This is a genomic window from Corynebacterium mustelae (genome assembly GCF_001020985.1).
GTDB classification, from domain to species: domain Bacteria; phylum Actinomycetota; class Actinomycetes; order Mycobacteriales; family Mycobacteriaceae; genus Corynebacterium; species Corynebacterium mustelae.
Map to the genome: position 1 here is coordinate 2995728 of NZ_CP011542.1, position 16010 is coordinate 3011737.

Sequence of the window (16010 nt, forward strand, 5' to 3'; positions counted from 1 at the left end):
TAGTTTCAGGCTGTTAGTTGGCCATCACGTCATGAATTACTATGGTCTGATCGCGGCCTGGCCCTACACCAATGTAGGAGATTCGACAGCCGGAAAGTTCCTCCAACCGGCGCACGTAGGCTTGGGCTTTATCCGGAAGCTCTTCAAAGCTAGTGCAGCCGGTGATGTCTTCCTCCCACGCTGGCATGGTTTCATAAATGGGAACCGCATGGTGAAATTCTGATTGGGTCAGTGGCATTTCGTCATAACGCACGCCATCAACATCGTAGGCGACGCAAATAGGGATTTCCCCAATACCAGTGAGCACGTCCAGCTTGGTTAAGAATAGGTCCGTGAAGCCGTTGACGCGGCTTGCGTAGCGGGCAATCACGGAATCGTACCAACCGCACCGCCGTTTCCGGCCGGTATTCACACCGACTTCACCGCCGGTAACCTGGAGAAATTCGCCCCATTTGTCGAAAAGTTCAGTTGGGAATGGACCCGCCCCCACCCGGGTGGTATATGCCTTGATAATCCCCAAAGAACTCGTAATCCGGGTTGGACCAATGCCGGAGCCGACACAGGCGCCACCCGCAGTGGGGTTGGATGAGGTGACAAATGGGTAGGTGCCGTGGTCGACGTCCAGCATTGTAGCTTGGCCGCCTTCCATGAGGACGTGCTTGCCAGCATCAAGAGCCTTATTAAGTTCCAGCTCAGCGTCGATCATCATGGGTTTTAAGCGGTCGGCGTAGGAGAGGAAGTAGTCAACGATCTCGTCGGCGACTATCGCTTGCCGGTTATACATCTTCACCAAGATTTGGTTTTTTATGTCAAGTGCGGATTCGATCTTCTGGCGCAGGATCGACTCGTCGAATACGTCCTGTACCCGAATGCCTACTCGCGAAACCTTATCCGCATAGGTTGGGCCGATACCGCGACCAGTGGTGCCGATGGCGCGTTTTCCTAAAAACCGCTCCTGTACTCGGTCAAGTATTTGATGGTATGGCGCAACAAGGTGTGCGTTTGCGGAGATCCGGAGCCGGGACGCATCCGCACCGCGTGATTCGAGACCATCTATTTCGTCGAAAAGCGCCTCAAGGTTAATCACCACGCCATTACCAAGAATGGGGGTGGCATTTTCAGAGAGCACACCGGCCGGCAGGAGTTTCAATTCGTATTTTTCGCCGCCGACAACAACGGTATGGCCGGCGTTGTTACCACCGTTGGGTTTGACCACATAGTCAACCACACCGCCGAGGATGTCGGTGGCTTTTCCTTTGCCTTCGTCGCCCCATTGGGCACCGACAATCACTATTGCTGCCATGAATTACACGTCCTTGACTTTGATTTTTTAAACTTCCTAACCAAAACAGAAAGTTCACAGACGTTTGATTATTGTACAGTGAACCACCCTGGTTCCTGGAACTAATGCTGGTTTTCTCAACTGTTGCACGATAAATCTTGCGGATTGCGCTTGTTTTTCTTGCAGTCTTTGCGCACTTGTACTCCCAGCCCATACTAAAATTGCAACTGCTACAGACACGACACGAAAGATAACCTGATGTCATATTCTGGCCCCTCGCCTTCCGGCATGGATGATAAAAACAACCTACACAACGCTTTTCAGGGGGCTCAATTACCCCCTCCTGTGGCGCCAACACCACAACCAATCACCAAAAGCTCCCGCTCGCTGACTGCCATTTTGGTTGTCATCGCCATCGCATTAGTAGTTGTTGGCGTTCTGTTAGGGATACAGGTTCTTAAAAGCTCAACCTCGGAATCTGTGCCAGTTGCTGCGCCTGAGACTGTGACAAAGAAAGTAGAGGTGGTCACTGAGGTCGTTACCACAACCACGGTGGCAACGCAGCAACAGCAACCCCAAGAGCCTGCTTCCAATACCCAAGCTGCAAGTCAGGTGGGGCTGAAAGCTACCGGGTTTTCCGCGCTCTCGTGCGTAGGCAACGATACCTGGGTGTTTGCTGCGGTAAGCACCGATGGCAAACACGTGCTGATCTGCCAATTCGGCACCACCGGTGGGTACTACTACACCCACGACTATTTGGCGGATGTTTACCGCAAGGATGTCGACGAGGCCAATCTGGCGGCGGGCACCTTCCGGGTGGTTAATTCCGACGCCACGATCAGCATCGCCCCATCCGGTTTATTCGTCGACGCCGTCCAAGGTTCAGATTTCAGCAGTTCGTTTAGTACGTCGTTCACCTCAAACCCCTGGCGCTAGCATTCGGCAAGCAGCCGCTCCACCTGTTCCGTGGCGCATCGGGTATCGGTTTCACCAGTAGTATCAGCCCCGTGCGCGGCCGCCCACAGGGATAGCAGTTCGCCGACCGTCATGCGGGCACTCAAGGATTCTAATTCCGCCCGCACCATGTCGACAGCGCCGGTTCCGCCGGTGTGAAGCCTGCCGCGTTTGACGCCTAACGACGTATCCAGCCAGATCAATTCCTCATTTTTGAGGTCAATGACAAACGGGATCGCAGAGGTGCCATCGTTCACCAGCCGCATCGCGGTTTCCACCGTGCGCGGTTCAAAAACTTCACCCGACATTAATCCGCGGCGCGTCATCACCCCGGTGTAGTTGTCGATCAGCCGAAACGGCAGGCCACTATAACTAATCAACACCGGAATGGCGTAGCGGACTCCGGGAATCGTGTCGAAAACAGTAGCCGCCCCGGCGCGACCGGCTTCGGAACGCAGGCGGATATTAATAAATTCTGCTGCACCGTCCGGCTTCGGCGCGTACACGATGTCCCCGGAATGGGTGACCACGTGCCGCAATCTATTGTCGGCCAGATTGGTGTAATCGACGTAAGCCAATTGTTGCGTAAGCGTGTCATCGGCGAAGATCACCCCGAGGTCAACATCAAAGCCGAACCAGTGCATGAATAGCCGGAGCGAGCAATCATCAGCGGCAAAGTCGAGCGGAATGTGCTCGCCACGTGCGAGCGGCCGGATAGTGTCGGAGACATCGCGCCGCACCAATTCCACCGGATCCGGGCAGCCGCAGGCGACCGGCTCGCGTGGTGGGGTGGTGGCTGCCAATCGGTTTCGTATGGCCGATTCCAACGCGGTTTTTACCTGGGTTACTGTTTCAGTTTCTACCCCGTCGGGGATTCGGCGCAGTAATTTGGGGCCTACTCCAAGTATTCGGATCACCACTAGTTCCGCGTTTCGGTTGCGCAGGGCGTTATATGCGGAGATTAAGGTGCTCAGCCGTGACTGTGCACCGATTTCAGCAATTGCAGCGCATAGCCGCGCCATGGCGGCCGGATCGGTGTGGCTTAGCCGCATGAGATGTTGGGCACGGCGAATGAGCATGCCTGGGCTGGTTTCCATAAGTTCAAGGGCGCGCTGCGTGTCCCCCTTGGCCAAGGCGGTTTCCACCTGGCTATTAAAGCTCCGGTAGGTGATGTTGTCATGGATGATATCCAGTTGGAATCTCACTTGGTCGTGTCCGGAAATGGAGTACGGTCGGATGGAGCGCATGACTTTTTGCCACAGGGGTTTCCGGCGCACCAGGAGGTTGAGGTTGGTGGGGTCGTCGAAAAGCGCGAGGGCTTTAAGCACTTGCCGTCGGATTTTTCGCGGCATCGTCGCCACCGCGATACCTGGGTATTTCAGGTCGGCAAAACTGAATCCAGAATTTGGCACTTTGGTGTAGAGCACCAACGCGGCGCGTAGGACGTCGTCAAGATTGCGCGCTTTGCCCAACGCCGACGCCATGATGCGGTCACGGTCAAACCCGGCGCGCCGCAGCCCGTGCAATGCCGCCCCGAAGTTTTCACTGTTTCTGATTGTGGTGGTTTCCATCAGCGCGATCGGGTCGAAGCCGGTGCGGTTTATGGTGTTAGCCCGCACCAGCTGCCGGAACCGCCCGAACAGCGGGTTTTTCATGGGTAGTTCGGAAATTTGGGTGCCGCGTAGCGCGTTAATCAGATCGATGCTGTGCATAACGTCGGCGGCGGACATACTCACTGGCTTGGCCCATAGCTGCGTTAACGTGGAATCGTCGAGGTGGCGGAGCATAAGTTCCCGGAAATTCTGGGTCCAATCGATGGCTTTGAGCGCTTCCCGCTGATATCTGCGGCTAGTTGTTGGCAACCACTCGCCGAATTCGTAGTAATGCATAATCGCGTTGCATACGAGTGTGATGTCGTCTGCGTCCATGACTTCCTGCGGAAAGCCCGGATACATCACCTTAAAGGTACGGTTGACACCGGCGACGGTGCGGGCGTTTTCTAGCAACACGACGAGTTCGGTGTCGGTTAAGGTCGCCAGTTCCTCCCATTTGGAAACGAAACCGAGCCGTAATAGTTGATACGCGGCGGTGACTGTTTGCGCTTGAGTGGCAGATGGTTGGGTTGCGGACGCGACGAAATACCCACGCCGCAGCATGCTTGCGGTGGTAAACACTTTTCCCCCAAAGTTTTTATCTAAAACGGCGAGGAAAGCAACATCCGAGTCCGAATATAAGAATTGAAGTATCGTCTGTCTAGGGCCTCGCCACCTAAGAATCTACACCCGCCCCCACCTACCGTCAACGGGTGTGGGGAATATCCCCCTGTGCGGTTGCCCGGTTTCTAATACAATTGATCGGAAGATGAACGACACGAAACTATAGGAAAGATCACCACATAATGAGCGAATTGACCGAGCCGTTCACCATCGACCGGGTAGCGGATTACTTACGGGCGCAAGATTATAATTTCACTACAGACCAGGACGGCGATATTTTTACCGGGTTCGACGAAAACAACTTTGTTTTGGTGGCTACCGGAAAAATGCGGGAAATTTACGTGGTTCGTGCAACGTGGAAAGTAACAGCACCTATTGATGCACGGGGGAAATTAGTAGAGATCTGCAACGACTGGAATCGGGAGAAGTTGTGGCCCAAAGCCTATGTCACCGTCGATGACGAAGGCATGGTGCGGGTGCACGCCGAAACAAATACCGATCTAGAGCACGGGGTGGGTGACCGGCAGTTAGCTCAGTTTACTGACTGTGGTATCGCCACAGCGTTGCAGCTGTTTAACCGGCTCGATGAGGAATTCCCGGACACCCGGTTCTCCTAATGCGTCTTGTTATTCTTCGGTGCGGGACCGACCTCAAGCTTAGTTTTCCGCCCACCGCCGAGCTTTTCGACGTCTCCGCAGTGCCGGGTCGGCGCGAGTTGAATCCGCTTAACGTCATTACCGCCGAAATTTTGCCGGTTGACCCAACCCCTAGTCTCACGGATATTGCGCAGCAGCCCGACGTGTCCCACCTCGGCACACCCACGTTTGCTCCGCAGCCTATCGACGAGCCCCTAAGGGTTGTCGTCATCGGATCCGATGCGGCGCTATCGGCCGTTTTGACCAGACTGATGCGCGCCGACACCATGTGGGCAGAAATCGGTTTTGTGCCCACCGATTCGCATTCCAATGCCGCACAGCACTGGGGCTTGAGTGAGCTTTCTGCCCAGGAGCAATTGGATTTCGCCGCCACCGGCCGGGTCCACCCGCTGCCGGTGATTCGGGACGATTCCGCCACGGTTGTTGCTGGCACTGCGACTGTTACTGATTGGGACAATAAGGAAATCACGGCGGAAATAATCGTCGATGATGATGTTCTACTACGGCACCAATCCGGTCGACGTATTCCCCGTTATGGGATTTTCGGCGCCAAATTGGTGCCTATGTTTGACGCGCCTGGAATAGCAGCAGCGGTTTTAGATTCTCCGCTTTCGCGCTCGGCGAAAAAATGGTGGCAGCGCTCGCCACTTCCGACGGCTACCACCGACCCGGACACGGTTCACACCGGCCGGGCGTTGCAAGCTGGCGGTGAAACTTTGCGAGTCACCATCGATGGGGTTTCCCGTAAACGCGCGGTGGAACGAGTGACCTTCTACCGACATCTACGCGACCTCCAAGCGGTTCGGAAAATCTAGTCCGCCACGCTCCCGTCATGATCCCACAGCTCTGGCGGTTGGCATGGATGCTCTGACGTTGGCCGGAGAATTGCCACCGCACTGCGTCTAGACAAGCCACATATCTGAAGCAAGTCCACAATGATGGACCTGGATTGCCCCAAGATCATTTGCGCAGACAGCACCTTGCCCTCCGCCACTTCCAGCCGAGCCTGGTTACCCAATACCCGCAACCGCTTGATAAGTTCCGGCATTTCTTTGTGTGCATCTTCCCCACCGCTGAATAATTCCTGTAGCCGCAGGGAAACGTCGGCAAGCTCCGCTATAATCGCGACCTGCTCGGTCGATACTGTGTCTTTATCCTCGGATAGCACCAATGCCCGGCGCGCCAAGACTCGGGTATTGCGGATCGCGTTATCCACTGGGTTGAGAATACGCATCAAGGAACGAATTTTCGGGCGTTGCCGCCACAGCAGTGGGCTGACTGTGAGGTTTTCCGCACCTGCTTTAGCCGCCGCGATCATGTTGTTAATGCCACCCTGGGTACCGCGCGCCTCCTGCAGCGCAGTACGAATCGCCTCGGTGTCGCCGGTTTTAAGTGCGAAGGCCACTTGGTCTAAGACCTGGGATGTTACCCCCATAAGCATGGATATTTCCTTGCGCCCTTGTTTTAACGGCGACTCTGGAAACACAGCGATAACTGCAAGCCCCACCAGACCGCCAATGAAGGCATCCAGCATCCGGTCCGTTCCACCGCTTGTTCCAGGTGGCAGGATTGTGGCAATCAGCACCGAGGCAAAGGCGGCTTGATTTGCCACCAGCACTCCTTTGTCTAGGAACCTGCCAAATGCGATGGCCACGGCGACCGCGACTGCTATCTGCCAAACCCCTGACCCAATGAAGGCTATCATCAGGTCGCCAATTCCTACCCCGAGGCTTACCCCGACAACTAATTCCAGCGCGCGGCGGAATCGTTCACCACCAGTGGTGGAAAGCACGATGATGGTAGCCATGGGGGCGAAGAACGGGTCTGGGTTTCCCACCAGGTGTGCTGCTACCCAATAGGATAAGCCTGCGGCAACAGCGGCTTGGATGATATACAGCCACCCTTCATTCAGGCGGTGCCAGCCTTCCTCAATTCGGGTTTTAATACGGGTGGCTGTGTTCTTTGTGGCTTTCGGCATGGTTGTAGTGTTCCGTCTCCAATTCCACCACGGAGTTCGACTTTGTTTCTTTTAGATTCAACGTAGCCAGCTCCCATTGTGTTCCCGAATGTTTTAAGGCTATATACCTCTAGATGTGTGCTGCGAAACCTGGCGCGCAGGCGTCGAAAAGTATCCCGAAAACCACGCAACGCAGCACACAGCTAACTGACCCAAACCACCCCGAACCTGTGTGCTGCGAAACCGCATTCAGAGAGGCACGAAATCCCCTAGTTTCCACGCAAACGCAGCACACACCACACCTAGGATAAAGCACAAAAACACCCGCACCTTGATGCGGGTGCGGGTGGAAGATAAGGGAAGAGATTACTTGCTTAAGGTGGTGCCTACAGAGTGCAGGTCCTGGCATGCTTCGACGATGCGCTCAGCCATGCCCTGCTCAGCCAGCTTCAGGTAAGAGCGTGGGTCGTAGGTCTTCTTGTTTCCAACTTCGCCGTCGATCTTCAAAACGCCGTCGTAGTTGGTGAACATGTGGCCTGCGATTGGGCGGGTAAATGCGTACTGGGTGTCGGTGTCGACGTTCATCTTGATAACACCGTATCGCAGTGCTTCTTCGATCTTTTCCTTCTCGGAGCCGGAGCCACCGTGGAAGACGAAGTCGAATGGGAGGGCATCATCGCCCAGGCCAAGCTTCTCACGTGCGACCTTCTGGCCTTCCAACAAGACCTCAGGGCGAAGCTTCACGTTGCCTGGCTTATATACCCCGTGGACGTTGCCGAAAGTAGCGGCTAGCAGGTAGCGGCCGTTTTCACCGGTTCCGATCGCATCAATGGTCTTGGCGAAGTCTTCCGGGGAGGTGTACAGGTTAGCGCCTGCCTTTGCTTCAACGCCGTCCTCTTCGCCACCAACAACACCAATTTCAACCTCAAGAATGATGTTAGCTTTGCGGGCTTTCTCAAGAAGTTCCTGAGCGATGACAAGGTTTTCATCGATTGGGATTGCAGAACCATCCCACATGTGGGACTGGAACAGCGGCAGTTCGCCCCGGTCTACGCGCTCCTGGGAGATGGCGATCAGCGGCCGGACGTACTCGTCAAGCACTTCCTTCTGGCAGTGGTCGGTATGCAGTGCCACGTTGATGTTGTAGTGCTTTGCGGCTTCGTGCGCGAATGCGGCAAGGGCACAGGCACCTGCCACCTTATTCTTGACGGACAAGCCGGAACCGAACTCTGCACCACCGGTAGAGAACTGGATGATACCGTCGGATTCTGCCTCCGCGAAACCACGAAGCGCTGCGTTAATGGTTTCAGAAGAAGTGCAGTTAATCGCCGGGAAGGCAAAGCCGCCTGCCTTGGCGCGATCGAGCATCTCGTTGTAAACCTCAGGAGTTGCGATTGGCATGTGTCATCCTCCAAGAATGCCTGTAGTAATGATTGTTTCGGGAGCCGCAAAACTTAAAAGCAACCCGCCTTTACAATTATGCCAGGATCACCGCGCAGATGTGCGGTTCTAGGTGGGTGAAAAACCACACATTCGGGCATAGGAAATGCCCACTTGCCGACAAAAATCATAAACGAACCTTAGAATGAGAAACCATGCGAAACATTCGACCCTATCCAGCGTTAATTTCCGATGACAATGATGTCGATTTGTTTGTGCAAAATTTTTCTCGTGCTGCTGTTCAACCGTTCCCAGCCCCGATTGTGGGTTTCGTTCCGTTGCTTTTCGTAGACCCCTACCGGTTGCCGCCCGAAGTCGTCGAAAAGCTAGAAATAAACCTGGGCAAGCTGTATTCGCTTTTCGACGACCCCACGCAGCATGCCACCGTCGAACGCATCATTAATACCTGCGTACCAGTGGCGGCAAGCGCCGCTGACCTACGGTATTGGGCTGGGGTTTATCACACAATGTTAGGGGTTGTGCAGGGTTCGACAGAAGCGGTTTTTAACGGTTACACCCAACAGGCCCGGGGCCTTGAGCAGGCGGGGGAAAGTGACTTGGCGGCGGCACTGCAAGCACATGCCGGGGTTGATTTGACACCAGAAACCTCCCGCATTGACGATATTTTCGCAGGAAAAGCCGATTCCACGGTTAGCGATTCCGGGGTCATGGTGTCGGATTTCATCACGGAATTTGCCCACACCACCCCCGCTAAGGTGGCGGAGTGGATGGCTATGATCGTGCCGGTCATGGAGAATGAACTGAAAGCTAACCGCTCCGCCAATATTAGTTTCGTGACGCAATTTGATAGAGAACTGAGTAACCAATTATTCGGTTCCGGGCAGGCGGATCCCGCATTCGATGAGGCGCTTGCTGGCTGGTATAAGCTTTTTTCCGAACAACCAATCCCAATCTTTGAGCATCTGTCCGCCCGGACTACTTATTTCGCGCTACTGCCGTTTGCCCGGGCAGACTACGATAACCAGCGCCCCCTTCACGACGTATTAAATCGACTTGATGTTCTCCAAAGTGTGGCATATAGCCTCGCTGACTATAAAACCTCCCTGGCGGCAGCAAATAACCAGATCCGGTGGGCGCAAACCGCAGGTGATTTCTACCAAGCAAAGAAAGCCTCCGAAGCCGCCTGGGAATACGCTAGCCGACTATTAAAAAATGGGGTTTCCAACATCCACACCGAGGCACTGTGGGCAACCAGAAGCTTCGCCCAGTTGATGTCGCTGGACAATAACAAACATCGCGCTGCGGAACTATTACTCAGCGTGCGGCAAAACTTTACTTTTAGTTCACTGGAATTCAGCGCCCAACTAAACTACATTCTCGCAGTTATTGAGCTTGCCGACCTCTTCGGGCAGGCGCATCAAGATGCTAATCGTCGTCGGCTGCTGACGGAAGCTGCCCAACTTTACGACGACATTGGGCTTAATACCGAGGCGATAAAGCTGCGGCAACTTCACAACCTTCGGTAGAGTACCGCGCACAAGTGGTAAAAACTTGGTGAAAAACATATAAAGTAATCTCAGTTTCGCGCCCCTTACCCTAAGAAAAAGGTATAGTGCTATCAGGCTAACCCTAAGAGGGGTCTGCCCTTCATTGACCTATCGACGTTTGACCCCCGAACAAAAACCGAGCTACATGTCAAATACACCAGCGCATCGCCCCGGCACTGACCCTTTCGAGACCACCAGTTTCCCACCAGTCACCGAGCAATTAGGCAACCCATTTAACACCCATCAGCACCCCCAGAATCCGCAGCAAGCGTTCCACCCCCAACAGCCGCCAATCCAGTATCAACAACCTAAATCCAGTGCTGGCAAAATCATCGCAGTCATCCTCATCATTGTCTTAGCACCGCTAGCCTTGCTGGCCGGATGCATGCTATTCGCCGGATACACCATTGTCGATACGGTGAACAGTGAACTGAAAAGCGCTGGTTTTAGCTACAACGACACCGAAGGTGCAGTAGAAACCGTCACGGTGTTGGAAACTCCAGGTGCCAACAACCGACCAACGGAGGAGAACTTCCCCATCGCGGTCACACCGGTCAATAGCGCCGCCATCAATGATGAACCTGCCGGAAAATTCACTAAATACTTCAAATCTGGCGCCACCAGCGACCCCTTTGCGACCGCCGTCGGAGACCAATTCCGCATCAATCACAACGCGACGGGAAAAACTAGCGACGAACTGCAGGTATTCTCACCTGTAACCAACCAAACCTACACCATGCAGTGCATTGACCAACATTCGTATGTCCACTGCACCGGCGGCAATAATGCCCATGTATATATCTCCTAGATCCCTGTCCAGCGTGTCACTAATCACCTTGGTGAGCCTTAGTGCCTGCACGATTCCGGTTGACCGTAAGGCCTCGATAAGCACACCAGCATCCACAACCACCGTGACCCTAACCGCACCGGCACCCCACCAACAATTGGACGGCACCGACCTTGCAGCAATCGTTGCTAGTGTCGAAGCCGAGACAGGTACGCGCGTCGGCATAGCCGTTGATGGAGTGGTCGCGGGCAGCATTCTTAGCGGCCCGGCCTGGTCAACAGCGAAAGTTCCGATTTCCATCGCAGCCCTGCGCCAATCTACCGGGCACTACGAGGCCATGCGCAGCGCCATAACCACCTCGGATAACGGTAGTGCTCAACAACTCTGGGAGTCCTTGGGAAGCGGCGAACTCGCAGCAGAAGCAACCAACGCCATCCTACGGGAAGGCGGCGATTTAACCACTCGAATCCAACCATTTGTCCAACGCGACGGCTTTTCCGCATTTGGGCAAACCCAATGGGCATTGATCGACCAATCCACCTTCGCCCAACACTTAACGACGATCCCCCACGCCGAGTCAGTATTCGCCGCAATGGCAGAGATAGCGCCAGACCAACGTTACGGCTTGGGGCTAATACCCGGCGCGCAGTTCAAAGGCGGCTGGGGGCCAGAACCTGACCACGGCTACCTCGTGAGACAATTCGGGGTGATTCCCACCCTATCTGGCCCAGTCGCCGTCGCGATCATCGCCAAAGCTGACGATTATGCTACCGGGCAAACCGCATTAACCGCGCTGGCAGTCAAGCTGCACTCGCGTATGAAATAGACGGCTGGCTGTGTGGCTGCGAAACCTCAACCTGGTGGCGTCGACAAGCGCTTGTGAAACCGCGCAACGCAGCACCCACCTCGTACCTCCAACGTCAACCCGGTGTGTTTTATTACAACCTGTGTGCTGCGAAACCATGCCGCAATCCTCTCCAGCGCTGCCCCATATCTCACAATCGCAGCACACACCAGAGCTAACCATTATGAGGCTGCAAGCCACCTTCCACCGTGTGCTGCGAAACTCCGTGTAGATTGCAGCAATGCACCCCGTACAACCACACAACGCAGCACACACAAAAGCCCAAGAAGTTTTATGGGGGTTAAGCTTCTTGGGCTGTAGTAGCGAAAAATTACTGACCAAACCACGCGTTATTGCGTGGTAACCACACCATGCCACCAGCCACGGCCCCGATAAGGCTAAGCGGCCACAGGCTAGTCACAATGTAGAAAAAACCAATGATGCTGGTAGCTGACACCAACCAGCGAGACCAGAACCTAGCCTTAAGCAAACCCACAGCACCGATGGTATTGACGATGCCAATAACTACGGCGATAAAAACAACCAGGTCGCGGGCATTGGATCGAGTGGTGAACTCGTTGAAAAGCAGCCAGAGCATAACGCAAGCAACAAGGAGATACACCGCGGCTGCCAACTTCACGATGAACGGAGCATCCCACATGCGTACGGCGGCGAATGGTGGGTGTTGACGGCTAACAGTGGAGCTACCAACCACTTGGTAAGCGTAATCAGCGCCGGTGTGTAATTCCTGCTGTTTAGGTGGGTCGGCGAACGGGTCACGAAAACTCATCTAGTCCTCATTCCTTACATCAATACCCTGCGTTCTGAGAGGAACCATCGAAGCGGATCCAAGACCCGGTACGGGGCGATTCCTTTTCGATCCAAATTCTCACCACGAGGTGACTCCCCCAAAGCGGAAACCGCAAAGTAGGAAAGCCGCTCGGGAACAGCACGATACGCATGGGCCATCATGTTTAACAGTCGATCAGCTTCCAACTTGATCAGTAACGATTGGATCTCTAAGTGCAATACCCATTGACTGTGGTAAACGTAATTGAAGCCCGTATCGCGCCGAAAGCCAGCACCCAGATTCCCCATGATGCTTTTCCACTCCTGCTTATCTTGCAGACGCTCTAACTCCTGCAAGGTGTCAAACTTGGAGACCGCCACCGCCAACTTCGGCCGAGAATCACCTAAAAGACGCACAATATTGCGAAAAACATCTTCCGGATTTCCACCCAATTGGCGTGGAGTGGGGATAAGCCCCTGCAAATACGTGGCGATGCTGGGGACTTTCAGCGGATCGAAAAGGAAAATTACCAGGTCACAGTTTTTGAAAAACCGCATGGATAAAGGATCAACATTCGGGTTTTCCAAATCCTCACCAGCAACGTCGCGGATAACCAAGTAGTGGTGACGTGATACACCCTCCGGATCTGGCCAGTACCCGAGACTAAAAATAAACGGATCCCGCTGATAGGCGTCCTCATTCACGCTCGTGGGTGTAGGCGGCATGTGCTTGAGCTCTTGATACAGCGGCTTTTCATATTTTTCCTGGTACCGGATCCGCGTCGATTCATCAGCCGGTTCAATGGTGATGTGCGGGAATCGCTGTTGAGCAAGAAGTTCCAATTGCTTGATCACAACCGCAAGATACAGGCTCTTCCCGGAAGCGCGGGCACCAGCCATAGCCACACAAAAGGTCACGGATTCCGCCCAATCCGGCAACAGCGGATTACCAGCATAGGATATTGTTTGACCAGGCTCTAACAATTCATAGGTGTCGGGGCAACACGCATACATGATTTAGACACCCCCATCAGCAAACGGATTAGTGATAACAGCGACAGTCGGCTGCTTCAACGCGGCGGCAATGATCCGAGCATTATCCGCTATCAGACTATGATTCCCCTCGTTAAGCGCACTAATCTGCGCATCATCCCACGGCACAAGTCTAAGCGGATATTCCGAGCCGTAGAGCTGATGGTAGTTACGCACTTCCGCCTGGGCATGCGTGCCGACAACCATGACGATGGGGTCCGGACGTAGAGTGGCCAACACCGGCCGAGGCGAATCCGTAATAATGATCACGGATTGCTCAGAATCAGTAACTACCTCCACATTAGGTCGCCCCACCCGGACTGGCGCATGGGTCTTATAATCAGCAAGCTGGTTATCCATATCATCAGCGACAGTGATGTCGAAGTGATCCGCTATTCCCAACACCGCATGCCATATAGCGCGCAGGGCAGAAACGGAAACCTGCGTGCACATGGCGGCGGAGGCATCAACACGCACCTGGAGTGAGGAAACAAAACATTCTGTAGCCTCAAGTGCCCGCAGAGCAGACACCATCGTCATCGCTTCACGCGGTAAATCAACCGCCACATTCGACCCAATCGCACTGATCGAAACAAAACCTGGCTGCTCGGGCAGAGGCTGGATTTCCCCAATGAGACGCTCACTTGCCCCATCGACACGAACGATAGGAAACTCCAGCCGTATGTGCTCACCAGCGGTCGGCTGCTCCGCCACCACGCTGACCGAATGCTCCGGCGGGAATTGTCCCCCACCAACAGGGCGCACCACGATGCCCACCCGGCTATCACAATCAGTTAAATACACCTGGGTCGGATCCGGGCGATTAAATTTAGCTGCGCCAGGGGTAACCAATTCCACATCGACGGCCGCGCCATGGACAAGCCACGCCCGAAGCCGAAGAAAACTACCAATGGTCAAAACATGCGACTCACCATCACCAAGCGTGATCGTTTTCGGCGCCATCCGCATTCACTCCAATCCAGGGTTTAGTTCATCGGGGGAATCGATTGTGATTGTTGGTTGATAAACCGCTGTCGCACAGCATCAATCGTCGGAGATGCTGGTTTTTCCGCCCGCAGCCGCTGCCGCAATTCACCCAAAACAGCCGCGATGCCAGGATGGGTTGGCAACGGCGACGTTTCATTAAGCGCATGCGCAATTGCGGTAGATTCAGCCGGATCGGTTGTAAGCTCTCCGAACAACCGCAACGCGTGCTCAAAAACCTCTTCACGCTGCGCCGCATCCACTGCCACCACACTATCAGCACCATAAAAATGCGCTGGCAGACCATGAAGTAACACCAACACCAAAAACCCAGCCCGGATGGGAAGATGTTCTGTCAACGACAACAGCTCGTGTGCCCTAACCATCTGCGCAAAAGACTCAGGCCCTGGGTTTTGCTGCAACCTGCCATAGAGCTCCCGCGCTTGAAGCAATTCGGGGGTGGGCAATTCGTCAGGTTGTAACGGCGTCACCCACGCATTCGGCTGAGCCATGCTCGCAGGTGGTGGCGTTGGTGGCAACTGCTGCGATTGTGCAGACGGCAATGTGAGCGAAACTGCATCGTCTTCCGCAAAAAACGGATTCGCCAAGTGCTCGACACTAGGAGCCGTCAAATGCTGCAAAGCCATCGTTTGTGGCAATGATGCAGGTTGACTCATTGCCTCCCGATACCGGTACAGTTCATCCGGGATGGGCTCATCTGTACGAACCAACAATGCCCCCGTGTGTGCCACCACAGGCGCAACCGCCGCGGCAGATTCCAACGGAACAATCGACAGCTTGCAACCAACATGAATGATTGACTGAATACGCTCAGGGGTTTCGTACGTCGAAAAGCTAAAATCCTCCGGCAACCCTAATTCACAGGCAACCGCAGCCACCCACAAGGCTGCTTCTGGCAGCGGACAAGCCAAAACCACGCACCGCCTGGACACCGAGATCGTGGCGGCAATACATTGCACAAATTCTCGCCGGTATTTCGGTTCCACCTGCGAAAAATGAACCCCCAGTGGATTATCCCCCACCCAACCATCAGCGAACGCATCCACCACTTTTTGGTCAATCGGCCCTGGAACCGTCAACTCAGCAGGAATTTCCGCATTATCCACCTGAGTTTTACCAAACGGAGTGGGAATTTCCGGCGAATACATAAACTCCGCCGGGTGATAATCCCCCATGGAGACTTCGCCACAAACCTGGGCGAAAGTAAAAACATTACCTGGTCGACCCGTAGAATCCTGACCAGCTTGAGCAGACGCATAGAAAACGAATCCCGGCTGCGGGCCCAAATCCTGTTCCGCCCGAGGCAGCCACGCGAACCGACGTGGCAGACGGGCAATCACCTCAGCCGATGGATAGTTTCCTGGATTCTCCCCACCAACAATGGAGGAAGGTATCCATTTCCTGAGGTTATTAGCCAGATTTTCATCGACCACACCAGTGCGTTGGCCAACACCCCAACCTCCGGTGCGGTCATCGCGCCGGGAAAACGAAGCGTAACTAAAAGTACCGTTTAACATTTGCCATCACTTTTTATACGAAA

At 54.4% G+C, this 16010-nt stretch carries 14 protein-coding genes; 6 read left to right on the forward strand and 8 right to left on the reverse strand.

Features of this window, described 5'->3' with window-relative positions; genetic code table 11:
- Positions 1-13: 13 nt before the first annotated feature.
- Positions 14-1303 (reverse strand): adenylosuccinate synthase, encoded by a 1290-nt coding sequence (locus tag CMUST_RS13385; protein ID WP_047262928.1) that lies wholly within the window; start codon positions 1301-1303, stop codon positions 14-16.
- A 237-nt stretch (positions 1304-1540) separates the two neighbouring features.
- Between CMUST_RS13385 and CMUST_RS13390 the strand changes: the two genes are divergently transcribed.
- Entirely contained in the window at positions 1541-2218 is a 678-nt protein-coding gene (locus CMUST_RS13390; protein WP_052844783.1) for a hypothetical protein, read from the forward strand.
- Here CMUST_RS13390 and CMUST_RS13395 read toward each other — a convergent pair.
- Positions 2215-4410, reverse strand: coding sequence for a hypothetical protein (locus CMUST_RS13395; RefSeq protein WP_052844784.1), 2196 nt, complete (start codon positions 4408-4410; stop codon positions 2215-2217). The two genes, CMUST_RS13390 and CMUST_RS13395, sit on opposite strands and share 4 nt — an antisense overlap.
- A gap of 224 nt (positions 4411-4634) precedes the next feature.
- On the opposite strand from CMUST_RS13395, the gene CMUST_RS13400 reads away from it, so the two are divergent.
- Entirely contained in the window at positions 4635-5069 is a 435-nt protein-coding gene (locus CMUST_RS13400) for a type III secretion system chaperone family protein (RefSeq protein ID WP_047262929.1), read from the forward strand.
- Positions 5069-5923 (forward strand): hypothetical protein, encoded by an 855-nt coding sequence (locus CMUST_RS13405; protein ID WP_047262930.1) that lies wholly within the window; start codon positions 5069-5071, stop codon positions 5921-5923. The genes CMUST_RS13400 and CMUST_RS13405 overlap by 1 nt, the downstream gene beginning before the upstream one ends.
- On the opposite strand, the gene CMUST_RS13410 is transcribed toward CMUST_RS13405, so the two are convergent.
- The gene (locus tag CMUST_RS13410; protein ID WP_047262931.1) at positions 5920-7086 is read right to left on the reverse strand and encodes an FUSC family protein; all 1167 of its coding nucleotides are present in this window, start codon (positions 7084-7086) and stop codon (positions 5920-5922) included. The two genes, CMUST_RS13405 and CMUST_RS13410, sit on opposite strands and share 4 nt — an antisense overlap.
- Positions 7087-7431: 345 nt before the next feature.
- A complete protein-coding gene (fbaA, locus tag CMUST_RS13415; RefSeq protein ID WP_047262932.1) occupies positions 7432-8466 on the reverse strand; it encodes a class II fructose-bisphosphate aldolase in 1035 nt (344 codons plus the stop codon).
- Positions 8467-8660: 194 nt separating this feature from the next.
- On the opposite strand from fbaA, the gene CMUST_RS13420 reads away from it, so the two are divergent.
- The 3 genes from CMUST_RS13420 to CMUST_RS13430 all read left to right on the forward strand — a co-directional run bounded on the left by CMUST_RS13420 (position 8661) and on the right by CMUST_RS13430 (position 11626).
- The gene (locus CMUST_RS13420; RefSeq protein WP_047262933.1) at positions 8661-9992 is read left to right on the forward strand and encodes a hypothetical protein; all 1332 of its coding nucleotides are present in this window, start codon (positions 8661-8663) and stop codon (positions 9990-9992) included.
- 166 nt (positions 9993-10158) lie between these two features.
- The gene (locus CMUST_RS16150) at positions 10159-10821 is read left to right on the forward strand and encodes a hypothetical protein (protein ID WP_052844785.1); all 663 of its coding nucleotides are present in this window, start codon (positions 10159-10161) and stop codon (positions 10819-10821) included.
- Positions 10822-10834: 13 nt separating this feature from the next.
- On the forward strand, positions 10835-11626 hold the full coding sequence (locus tag CMUST_RS13430; protein WP_236690125.1) for a serine hydrolase: 792 nt from the start codon (positions 10835-10837) through the stop codon (positions 11624-11626).
- 349 nt (positions 11627-11975) lie between these two features.
- Here the strand turns inward: CMUST_RS13430 and CMUST_RS13435 are convergent, their stop codons facing one another.
- Genes CMUST_RS13435 through CMUST_RS13450 form a run of 4 tightly spaced genes read right to left on the reverse strand, consistent with a single transcriptional unit; the run spans position 11976 to position 15987 of the window.
- Positions 11976-12434 (reverse strand): hypothetical protein, encoded by a 459-nt coding sequence (locus CMUST_RS13435; protein ID WP_047262935.1) that lies wholly within the window; start codon positions 12432-12434, stop codon positions 11976-11978.
- Between the two features lie 14 nt (positions 12435-12448).
- A complete protein-coding gene (locus tag CMUST_RS13440; RefSeq protein ID WP_047262936.1) occupies positions 12449-13447 on the reverse strand; it encodes a hypothetical protein in 999 nt (332 codons plus the stop codon).
- A 3-nt stretch (positions 13448-13450) separates the two neighbouring features.
- Positions 13451-14428 (reverse strand): hypothetical protein, encoded by a 978-nt coding sequence (locus CMUST_RS13445; RefSeq protein WP_047262937.1) that lies wholly within the window; start codon positions 14426-14428, stop codon positions 13451-13453.
- 23 nt (positions 14429-14451) lie between these two features.
- The gene (locus CMUST_RS13450; protein ID WP_052844786.1) at positions 14452-15987 is read right to left on the reverse strand and encodes a GAP1-N2 domain-containing protein; all 1536 of its coding nucleotides are present in this window, start codon (positions 15985-15987) and stop codon (positions 14452-14454) included.
- Between the last annotated feature and the right edge of the window lie 23 nt (positions 15988-16010).